Origin of the sequence: Pseudomonas sp. BN414 (genome assembly GCF_029871275.1) — a bacterium.
Classification (GTDB): domain Bacteria; phylum Pseudomonadota; class Gammaproteobacteria; order Pseudomonadales; family Pseudomonadaceae; genus Metapseudomonas; species Metapseudomonas resinovorans_C.
Map to the genome: position 1 here is coordinate 16,627 of NZ_SSOL01000040.1, position 16,964 is coordinate 33,590.

Annotated in this window: 15 protein-coding genes; 13 read left to right on the top strand and 2 right to left on the bottom strand. The window is 61.5% G+C overall.

Going from position 1 to position 16,964, the window contains the following annotated elements; translation table 11 throughout:
- The first annotated feature begins 103 nt into the window (after positions 1-103).
- The 6 genes from E8E95_RS06475 (at position 104) to E8E95_RS06500 (ending at position 5,624) form a co-directional block, all read left to right on the top strand.
- Positions 104-775, top strand: a complete 672-nt coding sequence (locus tag E8E95_RS06475) for a DUF3313 domain-containing protein (protein ID WP_280349074.1) — start codon at positions 104-106, stop codon at positions 773-775.
- Between the two features lie 541 nt (positions 776-1,316).
- Positions 1,317-1,688, top strand: coding sequence for a hypothetical protein (locus E8E95_RS06480; RefSeq protein ID WP_280349075.1), 372 nt, complete (start codon positions 1,317-1,319; stop codon positions 1,686-1,688).
- Positions 1,689-1,699: 11 nt separating this feature from the next.
- Positions 1,700-1,927 carry a YMGG-like glycine zipper-containing protein gene (locus E8E95_RS06485; protein WP_280349076.1) on the top strand — a complete coding sequence of 76 codons (228 nt, stop codon included), beginning with the start codon at positions 1,700-1,702 and terminating at the stop codon, positions 1,925-1,927.
- A gap of 211 nt (positions 1,928-2,138) precedes the next feature.
- Positions 2,139-3,227: a hypothetical protein gene (locus tag E8E95_RS06490; protein WP_280349077.1), complete on the top strand. Its 1,089-nt coding sequence runs from the start codon at positions 2,139-2,141 to the stop codon at positions 3,225-3,227.
- A gap of 162 nt (positions 3,228-3,389) precedes the next feature.
- Positions 3,390-3,887 carry a hypothetical protein gene (locus E8E95_RS06495; protein ID WP_280349275.1) on the top strand — a complete coding sequence of 166 codons (498 nt, stop codon included), beginning with the start codon at positions 3,390-3,392 and terminating at the stop codon, positions 3,885-3,887.
- A 177-nt stretch (positions 3,888-4,064) separates the two neighbouring features.
- Entirely contained in the window at positions 4,065-5,624 is a 1,560-nt protein-coding gene (locus tag E8E95_RS06500) for a sensor domain-containing diguanylate cyclase (RefSeq protein ID WP_280349078.1), read from the top strand.
- 88 nt (positions 5,625-5,712) lie between these two features.
- Here E8E95_RS06500 and E8E95_RS06505 read toward each other — a convergent pair whose 3' ends face one another.
- Positions 5,713-6,612, bottom strand: a complete 900-nt coding sequence (locus E8E95_RS06505; RefSeq protein WP_280349079.1) for a LysR substrate-binding domain-containing protein — start codon at positions 6,610-6,612, stop codon at positions 5,713-5,715.
- Positions 6,613-6,728: 116 nt separating this feature from the next.
- Between E8E95_RS06505 and E8E95_RS06510 the strand changes: the two genes are divergently transcribed.
- On the top strand, positions 6,729-7,835 hold the full coding sequence (locus tag E8E95_RS06510; protein ID WP_280349080.1) for an amidohydrolase family protein: 1,107 nt from the start codon (positions 6,729-6,731) through the stop codon (positions 7,833-7,835).
- A gap of 162 nt (positions 7,836-7,997) precedes the next feature.
- Here E8E95_RS06510 and E8E95_RS06515 read toward each other — a convergent pair whose 3' ends face one another.
- A complete protein-coding gene (locus tag E8E95_RS06515) occupies positions 7,998-8,711 on the bottom strand; it encodes an FCD domain-containing protein (RefSeq protein WP_280349081.1) in 714 nt (237 codons plus the stop codon).
- A gap of 172 nt (positions 8,712-8,883) precedes the next feature.
- Here E8E95_RS06515 and E8E95_RS06520 point away from each other — a divergent pair, with 172 nt between their 5' ends.
- The 6 genes from E8E95_RS06520 to E8E95_RS06545 all read left to right on the top strand — a co-directional run bounded on the left by E8E95_RS06520 (position 8,884) and on the right by E8E95_RS06545 (position 16,955).
- Positions 8,884-9,717: a fumarylacetoacetate hydrolase family protein gene (locus E8E95_RS06520; RefSeq protein WP_280349082.1), complete on the top strand. Its 834-nt coding sequence runs from the start codon at positions 8,884-8,886 to the stop codon at positions 9,715-9,717.
- 71 nt (positions 9,718-9,788) lie between these two features.
- A complete protein-coding gene (locus tag E8E95_RS06525) occupies positions 9,789-10,709 on the top strand; it encodes a VOC family protein (RefSeq protein ID WP_280349083.1) in 921 nt (306 codons plus the stop codon).
- A gap of 89 nt (positions 10,710-10,798) precedes the next feature.
- Complete coding sequence (locus tag E8E95_RS06530; RefSeq protein ID WP_280349084.1) at positions 10,799-12,427, top strand: bifunctional 3-(3-hydroxy-phenyl)propionate/3-hydroxycinnamic acid hydroxylase; 1,629 nt, start codon at positions 10,799-10,801, stop codon at positions 12,425-12,427.
- Positions 12,428-12,502: 75 nt separating this feature from the next.
- Positions 12,503-13,858: an outer membrane beta-barrel protein gene (locus tag E8E95_RS06535; RefSeq protein WP_280349085.1), complete on the top strand. Its 1,356-nt coding sequence runs from the start codon at positions 12,503-12,505 to the stop codon at positions 13,856-13,858.
- A gap of 15 nt (positions 13,859-13,873) precedes the next feature.
- Positions 13,874-15,112 (top strand): MFS transporter, encoded by a 1,239-nt coding sequence (locus E8E95_RS06540; protein ID WP_280349086.1) that lies wholly within the window; start codon positions 13,874-13,876, stop codon positions 15,110-15,112.
- Between the two features lie 214 nt (positions 15,113-15,326).
- Positions 15,327-16,955, top strand: coding sequence for a methyl-accepting chemotaxis protein (locus tag E8E95_RS06545; protein WP_280349087.1), 1,629 nt, complete (start codon positions 15,327-15,329; stop codon positions 16,953-16,955).
- The last annotated feature ends 9 nt before the right edge of the window (positions 16,956-16,964 follow it).

Below are 16,964 nucleotides of genomic sequence, written 5' to 3' on the forward strand. Positions count from 1 at the left end.
CGGGAGCAGAGGCGAGGGGGTCCGATTCTCTTTACGCACTTTGCGTCTGCTTTCCAGGCAGCTGAAAGGCGGATATTCAGGTTTTTTCCAAGGGGGCTTCACCATGCGTTCGAACTTGATTGCGGTAACGGTCGCTGCACTACTGGCTACGGGGGGATGCTCGAGCACAATGGTCGAGCCCGCCAATTACTCGGGGTTCCTCCCCAACTACAAGGTGCTGGAAGAGCAGAAGTCCGCCAGTGGGGTGAAGGTGGCGCGCTGGGTAGATCCCAACATCGACCTGTCGCGCTATAGCAGCGTTTATCTGGAACCCAGCCAGTTCTACCCGCGCCCTCAGGCCAGCACGCAGATACCCCAGGCGACGCTGGATGAGATCACCCGCTACTACGATGCAGCGCTCAAGCGCGAGCTCGGATCGGTGGTGAGAATCAGCGACTCGCCCACCGCCGACAGCGTCGTCGTGCGCCCGGCCATCACTGCTGTTTCGACGTCCACGGAGGGGCTCAAACCTTACGAGGTGATTCCCATCGCCCTTGTTGTCGCCGCGACGTCCACCGCGATTGGTGCGCGGGATCAGCAAGTGGAAATCGCCACCGAAGCGATGTTCCTAGATGGGGGCAATACCAAGCTCCTGGCAGAGGTCGTGCGCAAAGGCACCGGCGAAAGCCTGGAGAACAAGGAAGCGGTGCTTTCGGTGAAGAATATCCAGCCCGTGATCGATGGGTGGGCAAGCGACATGAGACTCGCCTATCTCCAGTTCCACAAACGTCCCTGACTTTGCCGCGAGGTGAGAGCAACGTCAGTCTCGGCGCAGCGCTTTCTCGCACGCAAAAAAAGCCCGCCTCAAGGCGGGCTACACGCGTCCAGGCTTCGCCGGCCAGGGCCTTGCTGGTGCGGTGGATCAGGCGCAGATGAACGTTACGGCGGCGTTCATTGCATAACCCGACAAGGGCAAACGCCAACAAACGCGTTGGCGAGACTGCTTCAAGCGCTAGACACCGCGCGGGAAACCACGCCCTGAGGGCGTGGCAGGATGAAGCCAATCCGGTCCAGACCGAGCTAAAGAGATCGACCCTTTGCAAGGGGACGGGCTCGTCCCTTCCAGGGGGCTACCGCCAGGCCACCCACAGCTCTTCGGCACCGCCCAGGCAAAAGGCGACCCGGAAGCGACGGTCGGGAATGGTCTGGATGAAGGCTGCGGCGGTTTGCACCCCGCCACCTACACTTACTGAGTCATCGATACGGCCTCCCTGCCAGTGGTCGGGCAGGGAGGGCGTGCCACGACGTGAGGTTCAGCCTGACGAGGAGAGGAGACGATGAAGACAGTTCGAATGGGCATGCTGGCATTGGCGCTGAGCGTGACCCTGGCGACGGCTTGGGGTGCTGACGAGGTGCCCATGATTACCGGCGAGCAATGGATGCAGTCATCGCCGGAAATCAAGAAAGCCTATCTCATCGGTATCGCCAACGCGTTCCAGGTGGAGGCGGCCTACCACGCCACCAAACCGCCGTCCGATGAGCAGAGCCTGATTCCCCGTTTCAGCAGGGGCCTGAAGGGTCACACGCTCGACACCGTGCGCGAAGGGCTCAACCAGTGGTACGCAGCCAATCCCGACCGCGTGAAACGGCCTGTCATCGAGACGATCTGGTTCGAGATGGTCGTGCCCGGTCTGCAGCAGAACAAGTAGCGGAGGTGAACATGAAACGGTCCCTATTGTTTGCCGCAGTCCTCACCGCAGCGGGCGTGATCGGCTGCACCTCGATGTCCCCCCAGCAGCAGGGGACGATGAGCGGTGCGGCCATTGGCGCCGCGGCGGGCGCCGGCATTGCAGCGATCGCCGGTGGCAGTGGATGGACCGGCGCGGCGGTCGGCGCCGTCGCCGGTGGGGTTGCCGGCAACATCAGAGGCAGCAAGCAGCAGAAGTAGGCGGCCCAGTCCGCGCTATGGCACGGGCCTCCCGGTGATGGGGATTATCGGCAGGCCTGTTCAGTTTCGATTTCTCCAGGATCGCGATCGGATCCTGGTGCTTGGCCTTTGGTGTCCAGTCGTGCAACCGGTGCGTGAAGTTGGATTGCGTGTCCGTCGCTGTGAGCGCTGGCGTCCGGTCTCCATCTGAGGAAGGCGAGGAAAGGGAAGCATGCTATTGACTCCGAACAGGACGAAGTTCCTCGTCACTGCCGTAATGGCTGCACTGGCGCTATCGGGTTGCGCGAGCATCGGCCCCAATACCGTAACCGTGGATCGCTTCGATTACAGTTCGGCCATAGCCGACTCATGGAAACAGCAGACGCTGCTCAATATCGTCAAATTGCGCTATATGGACATGCCTGTGTTTGTCGACGTTGCTTCGATTGTCGCCGGTTATTCGCTGGAGACCGGAGGCAACATTGGCGGGCAAATTTCCTCGGGAGATGCCGTCCAGGGCAACAGCGTCTTGCTGGGTGCCAACGGCAAATATACCGATCGGCCCACGATTACCTATGTGCCAATGACCGGTGAGAAGTTCTTGATCGGACTCCTGACGCCTATCGATCCGAAGAATATTTTCTCCTTGCTCCAGTCAGGCTATGCAGCGGACTTCATCCTCGGGTTGACGGTCGAGTCACTCAACGGTGTACGCAATCGCACGGCATTGGCTGGTACCGTGCGCGAGGCTGAACCGGAGTTCGTGCGGGCCCTGGGTTTGCTGCGCGATATCCAGGTGGCAGGCGCAGTGGGTTTGCGCGTGGAAGAAAACAAGGCCACGGGCACGACCGCGCTACTGGTCATGCGTCGGGAAGACTTAGAGCCGGAAATACTGGAAAAGCAGAAGGAACTCCGCCGCTTGCTTCACTTGCCGGAAGACAGCCAGAGGTTCGTGCTCAAGTATTCGCCGGCACGCGGCGAAGAGGGAGAGCTGTCGGTCAACAGCCGTTCGATGCTGCAGATCATGACGGCGTTCTCCAGCTACATCGAGGTGCCCGAAGCGCATATCCAGGACCAAAGTGCCGTGCCGACTGCCGTCACGGGTAGCACGGAAAATCGCCTGTCGCGGATCCTCATTCGCAGCGGTACGGAGAAACCCGAGCGCGCGTACACGTCGGTGCGTTATCGCGATCACTGGTTCTGGATCGAGGACAGCAACTGGCAGGCGAAGCGGGCACTGGCCGCCATCATGTTTTTCTTCACGCTGTCAGAGGCCAAGGGGAACAACAATCTGCCACTGATCACCATCCCGGCGCAGTAATGGGGTGTGGCAGCAGGGCGGGCGGCTGTTGGCCGAAAGCAAGCGTTGAGAGCACGAAAAATCTACCCCCTTGGCCGACGAACCTGGCCAAGACTGAATACAATTCGTGCCCGATTACCCTCGGCCATGAACATGGCTGTATCGAACAAGGAATTCGCCACCATGGCTTCCCCAAATAAACAGCAAAAACGTGCCCAGCGAGCCAAAGCCAAGGCCAAGCAGAACCGCTCGGGCAAAACCAAAGCCAATGTCGTACATCCGCTGTTAGCCAATCCGCTGGTCAACGAGCCATTCGATGATGTCGAAATTGACCTGAGCACCTTCGACTTCAAAGACATCGAAGAGAACGGTTTCGACCCGGCACATTTTGACGACCTGTTCCAGGCGATGAGGGCCGGCGAAGGCATCAGCCTACTGGCGATGTGTTTGGTATTCCTGCAATACCCGGTATTGGAGTTGGTGATCGCGGAGGAATCGCAGGAGTCGGCCATCGACTTCATGATGGGGCTGCTGATTGTCTACCGCGGGATCTTCCACGATGAAGACGAAGACACGGCAGTGAATTGGATCGGTGGCGACGCTTTCCAGGAGGCCTACAACGAAGCCGCGGTGATCCTGGAAAAGAAAAACGCTCGCGGCACTCCGAACGCCCGTGTTTGAAAGAGGAAGGGGGAGACCATGACTAGCTGTTATCGGTCTTTGGATCTTAAAAATCTCAGCAGGCGGCAATAGTCATCTGTTTGAACAGATGAAGATTCCATAGCCGCAGTCATGCCATCCATGCGCAACCCGAACTAGCCTGTAGTGCGTGACTTCGCGACCTCATAGGGATATGACATGAAGCGTGCATGGCCCCTTCCACTCGATCTGCGTGCCCTTATCCTGCTTTTTGTCCTGCTGTCGGTGCTCGCCACCCTATGCAATAGCCTCATCGTTGCCTATCGGGTGCAGAGCAATGCGTTGATTCACTCCGAGCTCGAATCCAATAGCGCCTATGCCGCCAAGGTGGCCTCCAGCATCGGGGCGTTTCTGCATTCGGCGCAGGGACGCATGAAGTTCAGCGCGGACGTGCTGGCTGCCCATTGGGAAGAGCCCGAGGCCCTGCATGCCGAGGCGGCCCGCCTGCTGCGCCAAGACACCGACTTCAATGCGGTGGCCATAGCCGACGCCAATGGAAGGGTGCTGCAGACGGCACCGGATGCCTTGTTGTCTGACGGCCTCATGCTGGAATCAGAGATGCGCCAGGCACTCCGAGAGCGCAGAGCCTTGGTCAGTCGGGCCTATACGTCGGCATCCGGCCATCTGGTCATCTTCATTTCGCAACCCATCGTGAGTGCCTCGGGCCAGTTTCTCGGCGTGATCGGCGGTTCTGTCTACCTACAGCAGCAGAGCGCCCTGCATACGGTGATCAGCAGCCATTTCCACCATGAAGGCACCTTCGTTCTGGTTGCCGATGGCGACCGACGCTTGCTGTATCACCCCGAACAAAAGCGAATCGGCGAAAGCCTCGTCTCAAGCAAGGCAGTGGACGCGGCCTTGCGCGGCGAGAACGGGGCAATGGAGGTCGAGGGGGACGAGAAGGTGCCGACGCTGGCCGGTTACGCCGAAGTGCCGGATGCCCGTTGGGCCGTCGTAGCCTGGCAGTCACGGGAGCAAACGCTCGCCCCATTGGCCCCACTGATGGGACAGATGCTCGTCGGCATGCTTCCGGCAGGCATTGCAGGATTTGGCCTGGTCCTGGTCGGTACCACCTTGATCGCGCGCCCGCTGCGTCAGCTATCGATGGCCGCTACGCAATTGACCGCTCCAGAAACCGAGGCGCAATTGCTCCGCGTGCAGGCCTGGTACCTAGATGCCTCAGCCATCCGGCGAGCCCTGCTCAGCGGAGTAAGGCTCATGCAGCAGAAGCTGGGGCGCCTGAGTCATGAAGCGCAGAGCGATCCCTTGACGGGGCTTGCGAATCGGCGGGCATTGGGGACTTTCCTCGATATGCTGACGCAGACCGAACAGCCGTACGCCGTTCTCGCCCTGGATATCGATCACTTCAAGCGCATTAACGACACCTTCGGCCATGACGCAGGCGATATCGCGCTCAAACAGGCCGCCGAGATCCTCAAAGCCAACTCAAGAGCTACCGATTTGGCGTGCCGGGTTGGGGGAGAAGAGTTCACTCTGGTCATGCCGGGTACCTCGATAGTCATCGCGAGCAGCATTGCCGAGCGGATCAGGGAAAATATCGAGAACAGCAATGTACCTGGTGTAGGCAAACTAACGCTTTCCGTCGGCGTGGCTTGCCGAGACGGGAGTGTGTCGCGCCCCGAGGCGGTATTGAAGCTAGCCGATGAAAGGCTCTACCTGGCCAAGCAAGGCGGACGCAATCGGGTTGTGGCTTGCTGACAGAGCGTCCGATTCTGGCCGGAATCAGCCCCTCGCCAACGGCAGAAATCGGTCAATAACTACCTGTCATGGCCGTTAGCTACTCAACCTATCGCCGAGAGAGGTTAGCTGCGCGTGCCAACAAGTCATGCAGGAACTGCGCAGCTGGAGTCAGCACGACCTGAGAGCGACGTACTGCATACACGGATGGCGCTGGAAGGACTTCGCGCACTTGGATATGGCTCAACGTCTGCTGGGTGGCTGGGTAACGGAGAAACTGCTCTGGCAGCATGCAGAGGAGGTCTGAGCTGGCGGCTGCCATCAGCATGCTGAAGGCTGATTGCGCATGCAGGTCTACGCGCGGGGAGGGCAGACCATGGCGGGCAAAAAGTGGCCCGAGTTCGGCATCGGTCGTTTCAGTGACTGACGTGCTGATCCAGCGTGCATCTACCAATTCCGCCAGACTCCGCGCTTCGGATAACGGGTGACCACGCCGGCCCAGGACGACTCGTAACTGCTCGAAGAGCAACTCTGCTCCCAAGGATTTGGGTAGTGCATGTTCGCTCAGGGGGCCGATGTAGAAGTCCAGCTCACCTGATTCTAATCCCGCCTGTACCCGAGGAAGCAGCCCCTCCACCAGGTTCAAACGCACGTCGGGATAGCGTTGCCTGAAGGCGTCGAGCGCCATGGGCAGTAGCGCGAGGTGAGACACTGTGGACAGTGCGAAGGAAACGCTACCGACCTGCTCGCCGAGCATCTGGCGCACTTCGTCGCGGGCCCGCTCCATGTCCAGCAGGATCGCTCGGGCTCGTTGCAGGTAGTGATGGCCGATTTCAGTGGGGACGATGCCGGTCGTCCGTCGCTCAAATAGCGTAGTGCCCAGTTCGCGCTCGGCTTCGCGAATGCTTCGGGTAATGGCGGGTTGTGCAAGGCCAAGATGCCGGGCCGCGGCCCGAAGGCCGCCTTTTTCAGCGACGGTGACGATGTCGCGCAACTGATTGATTTTCATTCGATAGCCTTAAACTTGGTGATAACAATGCGGTATCACTAGCACAAAACTGCCATCTTTTCAGAGGGTTTCCTCCTGATCGACACTCCGCGCAAACAACAAGAGGAGTGCTCGAAATGTACAAACCCACCCGACGTTCTTTCCTCGCGACTGCTTCCACGGCTGTGGCTGCGACGGCGATTGGCGCAGCCGGCTTGACCAAGGCACAAGGCAATAGCCATGAGGAGAATGGGAGCGTATGCAATTGTGGCCTGATAGATGTGCATACCCATTACCTGCCGCCGCTCTATGCACAGGCTCTGGCTGATGCGGGGCTGGTCAAGCTGGATGGGGGCTTCCCGGTACCGAAATGGTCCGAGCAAGCCGCGTTGGATCACATGGCCAAACACAATATCGATGCAGTGATGCTTTCGGTGACATCGCCCTCCGTTGGTTTTCTCAAGGAACGCGCGGCACGGCGCAAGATGGCGCGTTACCTCAACGAGTTCGCAGCAGACGTGGTCAGGCGGAACCCCGGGCGTTTTGGGGCTTTTGCGACCCTCCCGATTGAGGATTTAGATGACGCCATGACCGAGTTGGAATACGCGCTTGACCATCTCAAGCTGGATGGCGTGATCGTCGAGAGCAATACCGATGGTGTCTACCTGGGCAATCCGAAGCTCGACCCCCTGTTTGCTGCACTGGACAAACGCAGCTCCACTCTGTTCTTGCACCCGACATCGCCCGCCTGCTTCGAGTCTGTCGGGTTAGGACGCCCCGCCCCGATTCTCGAGTTCCCCATGGACACCGCGCGTACCGTCACTGACCTGCTGTATGCCGGAACTCTGACTCGCTACCCGAACATCCGCATGATCGTGCCGCACGCTGGAGGTGCATTGCCCGCGCTTGCACATCGCATTGCCATGTTCTCGACTCTCCCGTTCCTGGAGCAAAAGCCCGCAGGCGGTGCTGAGGAAGTACGCAAAGTACTCAGTTCCCTGTACTACGACCTCGCCGGTTCGGCACACGATGGGGCCGTAGAGAACCTGCGCCGCCTGACTTCCACCAGCCACATACTTTTTGGCAGCGATTTTCCGTTTACTCCCCCGGCTGGAGTGGACGCGAATGTCAAAGGTGTGCGCAACCTTAAAGGCTTAACCATCGCCGAGCACGAAGGCATCGCACACAGTAACGCCCGTTCGCTGTTCCCACGTCTTGGAGAACGATCCACCAAGAGCGCTTGAAGCAGGCCTATCGCCAAACAAGAGCAGGCATGGCGAGATGAGCAGGAACCGGGGCGGACGATCCAATCTATCGAGTTCCCGCGTGCCGATCACTTTGCTTTCTTGCGAAGCCTGCGTGAACGAGGCGCATGGCCACTGTACGCGCCGATGCTTCTGGCGCGTTCAGCCCCGGTCAGTGGCCAGTTGCTCGTGCTTCATGACGTTTTGCGTGGTGGTCTCGTAATGCTCGGCGAGAAGCGCACACGCTTGCTCGGTGTCTCGAGCAAGCGCTGCATCGAGGAGGGCGCGGTGTTCTGCCGGCACGTCGCGGTCGGCACTGCCGCTGTAATGCATCGACAGCACGCGGTAGCGCGCCGTCTGGTCGCGCAGCATGTTGGCGAACCGCAGCAGCCAGGGCGAGTTGCAGTTGGAAAGCAGGGCGGCGTGGAAGGCCTCGTGGGCTTGCTCCCAGTCGGGACGCAGCAGGCGCTCAGGCCCCTCCACCACGGGCAGGCGGTCGAGACGGTGGTGCGCTGCAATCAGGCGACTTTCCCAGTCCAGGTCGCCGTTGGCGATGGACAGTCGTAGAGCCTGACATTCGATGTGCAGCCGGGTGTTGGTGATGTCACGGATCTCCTCGGCGGAGACGCGTCCGACGCTGAAGCCTTTCTGGTCGGCGGAGGTGACGAAGCCTGTGGCGGCCAGGCGCGACAGTGCCTCGCGCAGTGGAATGACGCCTGCGTCGTAGGACTCGGCCAGTTCCTTCAATCGCAGTTTGCTGCCGGGTGCGAGCCTGCCATTGATGATGTCTTCGCGGACCCGAGCCTCCAGTTGGGAAGCCATGGTGCGCTTGTCCGTGGTGTCGGCCGCTTCCGTCCAGCGTGCGGGTTGGTTCATGAAGAATTCCGGTGCATGACGATCTTCTGGGAAATCATACACGCCGCCGTGTTTCATAGAAATTCTCAGAAAAATATATTTTATCGTTGACGGTATATTTTTTGAGGTTTAGCTTTGTGCCCATACCGTCCTGCCTGACGGTTGTCGCCATCACAACAAGAGGTCCAGATCCATGCGTTACGTGTATTTCAACCAACAAGGCCGCGCCGTGCTGGGCGTGCGCACTGCCGAAGGTGTCAGGGTGCTGGGTGAAGAGACCCTGGAGTCGCTGCTGGAGCGCGGCGTGGATCTGACCACCTATGGTGAACAAGCCAAGGGAGATGTGGTGCAGGTTGGCGAGCAGGATTACCTGCCGCTGATGCGCAAGCCGGGCAAAATCGTCTGCGTCGGGCTGAACTACGCCGACCACACCAAGGAGTCGCCCTACGCCCAGCCGGACTACCCGACCCTGTTCCCGCGCTTCAACAGCAGCCTGATCGCGCACAACAAGCCGCTGATCCGTCCGCGCATCTCCGACACCCTCGACTACGAGGGCGAGATGGCCGTGGTGCTGAAGAGCGGTGGCCGCCACATTCCGAAGGACAAGGCACTCGACTGCGTCGCCGGCTATGCCCTGTTCAACGAGGGTTCGGTGCGTGAGTACCAGTTCAAGTCGCCGCAGTGGACGGTTGGCAAGAACTTCGACGATACCGGCGCCTTCGGTCCCGACCTGGTCACCGCCGACGAGCTGCCGGCCGGGGGCAAAGGCCTGCTGTTGCAGACCAGGGTCAATGGCAAGGTGGTGCAGTCCGCCAACACCAACGACATGCTGTTCGACGTCGCCACCATCATCTCGACCTTGAGCGAAGCGGTGACCCTTGAGGCCGGCGACGTGATCGTCAGTGGGACGCCGGCCGGGGTTGGCTTCGGCATGGACCCCAAGGTCTACCTGAAGGCTGGCGACGTGGTCGAGGTGTCGATTGAAGGTATTGGCAGCCTGGTCAACCCGGTGGTCGACGAGGCCTGAATCCGGCCGATCCGACAGAAGCGAGGTCCCCACTCCGGGGCTTCGACTACAACAAGATTGAGGAGGCGATCATGAACATCACGACCCGTGGCGTGCATTCGATCGATCACTATGCGCTGTTCGTGCCCTCGCTCGACGATGCGCGCCGTTTCTTCAGTTGCTTCGGCCTCGAGGTCGACCCGCTTGGCGATGGCCTTCAATTGTGTGCCGCCGACGGTCACCCGTGGGCACGCATGCTGCCCGGCGAGCGCAAGTCGCTCGCTTATCTGAGCTTCAATTGCTTCGAGCAGGATTTCGCCGCCCTTCGACATCAGGCCGAGGAGGCGGGTGCGCGCTTCGAGGCAGGCGAAGGAGTCGGTTTCTGGTTCCGCGACCCTGACGGCAACCTTGTACAGGTCAAGGTCGGCGCCAAGTTCATGCCCAATGATCGGGCTCAGACGGTTGCCACTGCCAAGGGCCTGCGCGGCGCCGGCACCCGTGATGCAGTCCCGCAGGTGCGGCCACGGCGCCTTTCCCACGTCCTGTTGTTCAGTCCCGACGTCCCACGAGCGGTGGCTTTCTACGAGCAGGCGCTGGGGCTCAAGCTCTCCGACCACTCCCAGGACATCATCGCGTTCACCCACGCCCGGCATGGCTGTGATCACCATCTGGTGGCGTTCTGCAAGAGCAGCGCGAAAGGTTTCCACCATGCCGCCTGGGAGGTCGACAGTGTCGACCAGGTCGGCAATGGCGCCGAGCAGATGGCCAACGCGGGATATCGCGAGGGGTGGGGGACCGGCCGCCATTGCCTGGGGTCGAACTACTTCCACTACGTACGTGATCCGTGGGGCTCTTTCTGCGAGTACTCCGCGGACATGGACTTCATCGATGCCGGCACCGACTGGCCAGCGGGTGATTTCCCGCCGGAGAACTCCCTGTATCTCTGGGGGCCCGGCGTTCCCGACTACTTCATCGTCAACACCGAAGCCGCTGAAGCGCCGGTCAAGTCCTAGCGCTCCTTCGCACCGATCCAAGCACGAAACGCCTGCGCCATGCGCAGGCTGACGGGGATCGGCTGGTCTATCGAAACATGAGGTTCAGCATGAATAACAACAAGATTCTCGACGTTGCAATCGTAGGCTACGGCCCCGTAGGCCAGACTCTGGCCATCCTGCTTGGGCGCATGGGCTACCAAGTGGCCGTCTACGAGCGCTGGCAATCGCTCTACCCGCTGCCGCGAGCGGTATTCCACGACCATGAGATCCGTCGTGTGTTCCGTATGATGGGCCTGGAGGAGGCGCTTCAGTCGATCTCGCAACCCTCGGCCTGCTACCAGTGGTTCAACGCCGATTGGAAGGTCCTGGTGGAGATTGACTGGTCCGCCGAGTCCATCAGCGACGGCCCCTTCGGCTACCTGTTCAACCAGCCGGCGCTGGAAGCCATCCTCGACGCGAAGGCAAAGTCCCTCGGCAGCGTCGCGGTGCACCAGGGCTACGAGGTGCTGGGCATCTCTCAGGTTGCCGATTACGCCGAGTTGCAGGTGCGCCGTACCCCGCGTGACGGTGAGAGCGACATTGGCGAACTGGAGCGGGTACGCGCCCGTTTCGTGATCGGTGCCGACGGCGCCAACAGCATCGTGCGCCGCGAAATGGGCATCGACTGGCAGGACCTCGGCTTCCAGGAAGATTGGCTCGTGGTCGACCTTCAGCCCAATCCCGGCGTGGAGCTCGACGTGCCGGATATTGGCCAGTGGTGCAATCCGGCGCGTCCGACCACCATGGTGCCCGGCGGGCCAGGGTATCGTCGCTGGGAGTTCATGCGCCTACCTAACGAGACCCTCGAAGAACTGCAGGACCTGGACAAGGTCTGGGAATTGCTGTCGCCGTGGGTCACCCCGGACACCGCAACGCTCATACGTCATGCGGTTTACCAGTTCCGTTCGCGCATCGCCGAGACCTGGCGCAAGGGGAGGGTGCTGCTGGCCGGCGATGCCGCGCACCTGATGCCACCGTTCATGGGGCAGGGCATGTGCTCGGGCATCCGCGATGCCTGGAACCTGTCCTGGCGTCTTGACCTGGTACTGCGGGGCATCTGCCGCGACGACCTGCTGGATGGCTACACCCCGGAGCGCAAACCGCAGATCCGGGCGGTGATCGATGCCTCGGTGGAGATGGGCAAGGTGGTCTGCGTGTCCGATCCACAGAAGGCCGCCGAACGCGATGCAGCCTTCCTCTCTGGCCAGGTACCACCGCTGCCGCCGTTCCCAGGCCTGGTGGATGGCCTGGTGCACAAGGCCCGCAATGGTCTGCCGGCCGGACCGGCGGGAACCCTCAGTGTGCATGGCTGCATCGAGCTCGAAGGCCGGGAGATGCGTTTCGACGATGCCTTTGGCCGCGGTTTCCACCTGATCAGCATCGGCGATGATCCATTGCACGCCCTGGACAACGAGCAACGCAGCTTCCTTGATCGCCTCGGGGTTCGCAGTGTCCGCCTTTCGGAAAATGGTGCGCCGGGTACCTGCTGTGACCAATCAGGGAAGTACCACCGGTTCATGCGTGCCGCTGGACTGCAAGCCGTGTTGGTACGGCCCGACTTCTACATCTATGGCGGCGTCGGCCACCTCAGTGAGATGTCGGGACTGGTCAATGATCTGCGCCGCGGACTCGGGCTCGCCGAAGGCGATGCAAGTGGCACGTCATCGGCAGTCCACGCCATGGCCGGCAGCATCTAAGCGTTCCACCTGTGTGGGGCGCACTCGTTTCGCCCCACGACTCCCGCTCTAGAACAACAACAAAAGAGAAGTCCCATGCGCAACATCAAGGTGAAAACGCTTGGTGCGGTTCTGGCCGCCCTGGCGATTGTCGAAGTTCACGCCGCCGAAGCGGTAACCCCCGGGGAAGGCTCCCTGTTCAAGGGCCTGTTCGGTGACACGCTGGAACGTGATTACGGCATCAAGGTCTCGGGCCTGCTGGACATGGCCTGGTCCCGCAACAACCGTTCGACCTCCGATGAGCGCGAAGATGGCCAGAGCAACCTGCCAATCACCGGCATGTCCGACGAAGGCATCGAGTTCGGTAGCCTGCATCTGTTCGTCGACAAACCGCTGAAGGCCCATTTCGTTCCTCGTGTCACCCCGCTGCCCGGGCCCAAACCCGAGCAGGCCGACTTCGGTTTCACCTTCGAGACCAACTACGGCCGCAATGCCCAGTACGCCAGGACCTACGGCTGGGACATGGGCTGGAACATGAACGAGCAGGACGCGGCCAAGGCTCGACGTGACAAGGACCGATTCCTCGCGATTCCCAACTTGGCCGCTACGGCCTACCTTCCCTACGGTCCGGGATTCACGGTCATGGCTGGGGTGTTCGGGTCATCCATCGGCTACGAGATTCCGCCCAACGTGCGCGCTGCACGCAACCCGTTGCCGAGCAAACCCTACGCGTTCGTTTCCGGTCCCGGTACCGTAGTCGGGGCGCTGTTCGGTACCCGGCTGATGAACGACGAGCACGGCATCCTCGGCGTCGAGTTGGGCCCGGTCCAGGGTTGGGAGAACATGCGCGACAACAACGACAGCAAGTCGCTGATGGGCGCACTGCGCTGGCGTACGGCGGACATGAACACCTGGCTCGACCTGGAATTCATCGTCGGCAATGAGCAGAACGACAGTTTCAGCGACGTACAGGCACCGACGTCGCGGGTGATCTCCGAGAGCGACCAGTTCAAGCAGCACTACTCGCTGAACGGCTGGCACAAGTTCGACGACCGGTGGTCCCTGGGCGCGGAGATCGTGTATGGCCACCAGGACGGCGATGGCGAGCGCTCCACCATCGATGTGGTCAGCGGCCCAGGCTTCGACGGTGCCCGCTGGTGGGGCATCAACTCCACCGTGACCTACAAGATTCGTCCGGACCTCGCGTTCTCGGTGCGCGGCGAACACTTCAGCGATCCCGATGGCTTCGTCCAGTTCCCCACCACCTTCGGTGCCCGCGGTGACTACAACGCGCTGACCGCCGGTTTCCGGTACGACTTCAACGGCCACCTCTCGATTCGCCCCGAGCTTCGTTACGACTGGTTCGATGCCCGCGAACACGATCGCCCCTATGGCAACGGCCGCGACCGTGACCGCCTGGGTGTGATGGTCGAAACGCTCCTCTACTTCTGATGCGGAAGGTCCGACATGAATAACGACAAGAACTGGAACACCCGCTACGAGTACCTGGCCGTGGCGATGCTCGCCCTGGGCTTCGGCCTGGTCGGCCTCGATCGATTCATCATCCTGCCGCTGTTCCCGGCGATGATGGCCGAACTGCAGCTCGACTATCAGGATCTTGGCAATATCTCCGCCGTGCTGGCCATCGCTTGGGGCATCTCCTCGGTGCTGATGGGGCGGCTGTCCGACCGCGTCGGCAGGCGCAAGATCCTGATCCCGTCGGTGCTGCTGTTCTCTCTGCTCGCAGGCGTCTCGGGGCTGGCTACCGGCGTGGGTGCGTTGCTGCTGATCCGTGCGGTCATGGGCATCTCCGAGGGGGCGTTCACACCCACGGCCATCGCCGCGACGGCAGAGTCCTCGCACCCTTCCCGGCGGGGGTTGAACACCGGCATCCAGCAGGCGTTTTTCCCGATCCTGGGCCTGGGGCTGGCGCCGATTGTCGCCACCCAGCTGTTGCTGGTCGTGCCGTCCTGGCGCTGGGTGTTCGTGATCGTTTCGCTGCCGGGCTTCATCCTCGCCTGGTTCATGTGGCGCAAGCTGCGCGAGACGCGGACTCCCGCTACAAGCTCGTCCGAGCCAGCCGGTAGCTGGAAGGAGGCGCTGCGTCACCGCAACGTGGTGCTCAACATCGCCGGCATGTTCTGCATGCTCACCAGCCTGTTCGTGCTCAGCGTGATGATGCCGAACTACCTCACCGACTACCTGAAACTGGACATGCAGCAGATGGGCTTCGTGATGTCGGCGATCGGCCTTGGCGGGTTCCTCGGCCAACTGATACTGCCGGGCCTGTCCGACCGTCTCGGGCGCAAGCCGGTGGTCGTCGCTTCCTTCCTGGCCACCGGTCTGTCCATCTGGTTGCTGATGCACACCGGGGCCGAGCCCCTGAAGCTGTTCGCCCTTCTGTTCGCGACCACCTTCTTCAACTTCAGCATGATCTGCATGACCGTCGGCCCGCTGACTGGCGAGTCCGTCCCGGCGCCTCTGGTGTCCACCGCCACCGGCCTGGTGGTGGGGATCGGCGAGGTCTTCGGCGGCGGCGTAGCGCCGGCCCTGGCGGGCTACATCGCCCAGCACCACGGTATCCAGAACACTCTCTACCTGGCGCTTGGCGGTGTCGCCCTTGGCCTGGTAGTCGCGGCCTTCCTGCGCGAGACCGCGCCGGTAAGGCTGCGCAACCGGCAGGCGCCTGCTGTGGAGGTGCCCTGAAGCCATTCACTCCCCTGGTCCCGGGGGAGCGACAGGAAGTCGGAATCGACGTGGCGACCCACCACGTTGCGTCATGCGCGGGATGCGCATGCCATGGCCCGGCGCCACGAACGCTGGACCATGACTTAATCCACTAGCGCCAAAAGGCACGCGGGTCCCGGTCATGAGCCGGGGCCCGCTTGTCTTTCCTGGATCGTCCACAGAGGTGAGGCAGATGTCGTGGTTACGAAATATCAGGCTGGGGTTACGTTCGGCCATCAGCTTCGGCCTGATCGGACTGATCGTGTTGCTCCTCGGGTCGTTCGCCCTGGAGCGTATCGAGCGAATGAACCGACAGGCGGTTGCTATCAACGAACATTGGGTGCCCGCCCTGTTACGTCTGAACGAACTCAATGAGGTGATGCAACGCGCCGGCATCATGACCTTTCGAATGGTAGTACTGCGCGAAGGTGTGGCTCTAAACGGCAATCGCCAAGGGCTTGAGCAGGCGTTGTCCGAGTCCCGGCGTTTACTGGCCCGTTTTCTTCCAGTGGGGGCAAGTGATGCGGAACGACAGGTGTTCGAGCAATATCTTCGCGCTCTTGAACCCTTCAACCATGAGCGGTTGAAAGTCATCCAGCTTGCGTCGCAAGGGCAGCGTGAGGAGGCCATCGCCGCCCTCAATGGGCCCATCGATGGCCTTGCACAGCGGTTCTCCAAAGCGTCCCGCGAATTGGCGGCTTTCTATGAGCAGGGTTACCAGGAAGCTGCCTTACGCGCACAAGCTGCCCGGCGCAGCGCCCTGTTGGGGATCTTTGCCTCGATGGGCGCGGCGGTGTTGGCGACCTTCCTGCTCGCCTACCTGTATAGCCGCAGCATCGTGAAACCGCTGGCCCAGGCGGTAGAGCTGGCGGAGTCGGTGGCCGCTGGCGATCTGTCCCATGCACTCGGCGTTCATGGCCAAGATGAGCCGGCTCTGATGTTGCGTGCCCTGTTGCGTATGCAGTCGGTCCTGCGTCAGACCTTGCAGTCCATAGTCGCTTCAGCGGAACAACTCGCTACAGCGGCGCATCAACTGCAGATGGTGACCCGGAGCACTTCCCATGGATTGCATGAGCAGAATGGCGAGATCGAACAAGCGGCCGCGGCGGTGAATGAGATGACCGTAGCGGTGGACCATGTGGCCCAGAATGCCGCGCAGACCGCCGACGCGTCGCGGGATGCCGATCAGGTTGGCCGCAGCGGGCACGCCCAGGTTGTGGAGACGCTGGATTCGATTGCCAGTCTCAGTGCGGACGTCGACGAATCGTCCCGACATGTGGACGCCTTGGCCAGGCAGGTGGGCGGGATATCGCGAGTTCTGGATGTGATCCGGACCATCGCCGAGCAGACCAACCTGCTGGCCTTGAATGCTGCCATTGAGGCCGCCCGAGCCGGCGAGGCGGGCCGCGGCTTCGCGGTGGTGGCCGATGAGGTGCGGGCCCTGGCCTATCGCACGCAGCAATCGACGGGCGAAATCGAACAGATGGTAATTGCCGTGCGGCAGGTTAGTGGCTTGGCAGTGGGGTCAATGCAAAGCAGTTCGGAGCGTGCGCGAATCACGCTCGAGTTCGCGCAGCGGTCCGGCCGGGCGCTGGAGCAGATTGCCGGGGCCATCGCCACCATCAATGAGCGGAACCTCGTCATCGCCAGTGCGGCCGAGCAGCAGGCCCAGGTAGCACGTGAAGTGGATCGAGCCCTGGTTTGCATCCGCGACCTTTCCCTGCGCACAGCCACGGGGGCCGGCCAGGTTGACGTCGCCGGCAGCGAGTTGGGGCGCCTGGCGGGGCAGTTGAACCAGTTGGTGGCAGGATTTCGGATCTGAAGAACATGC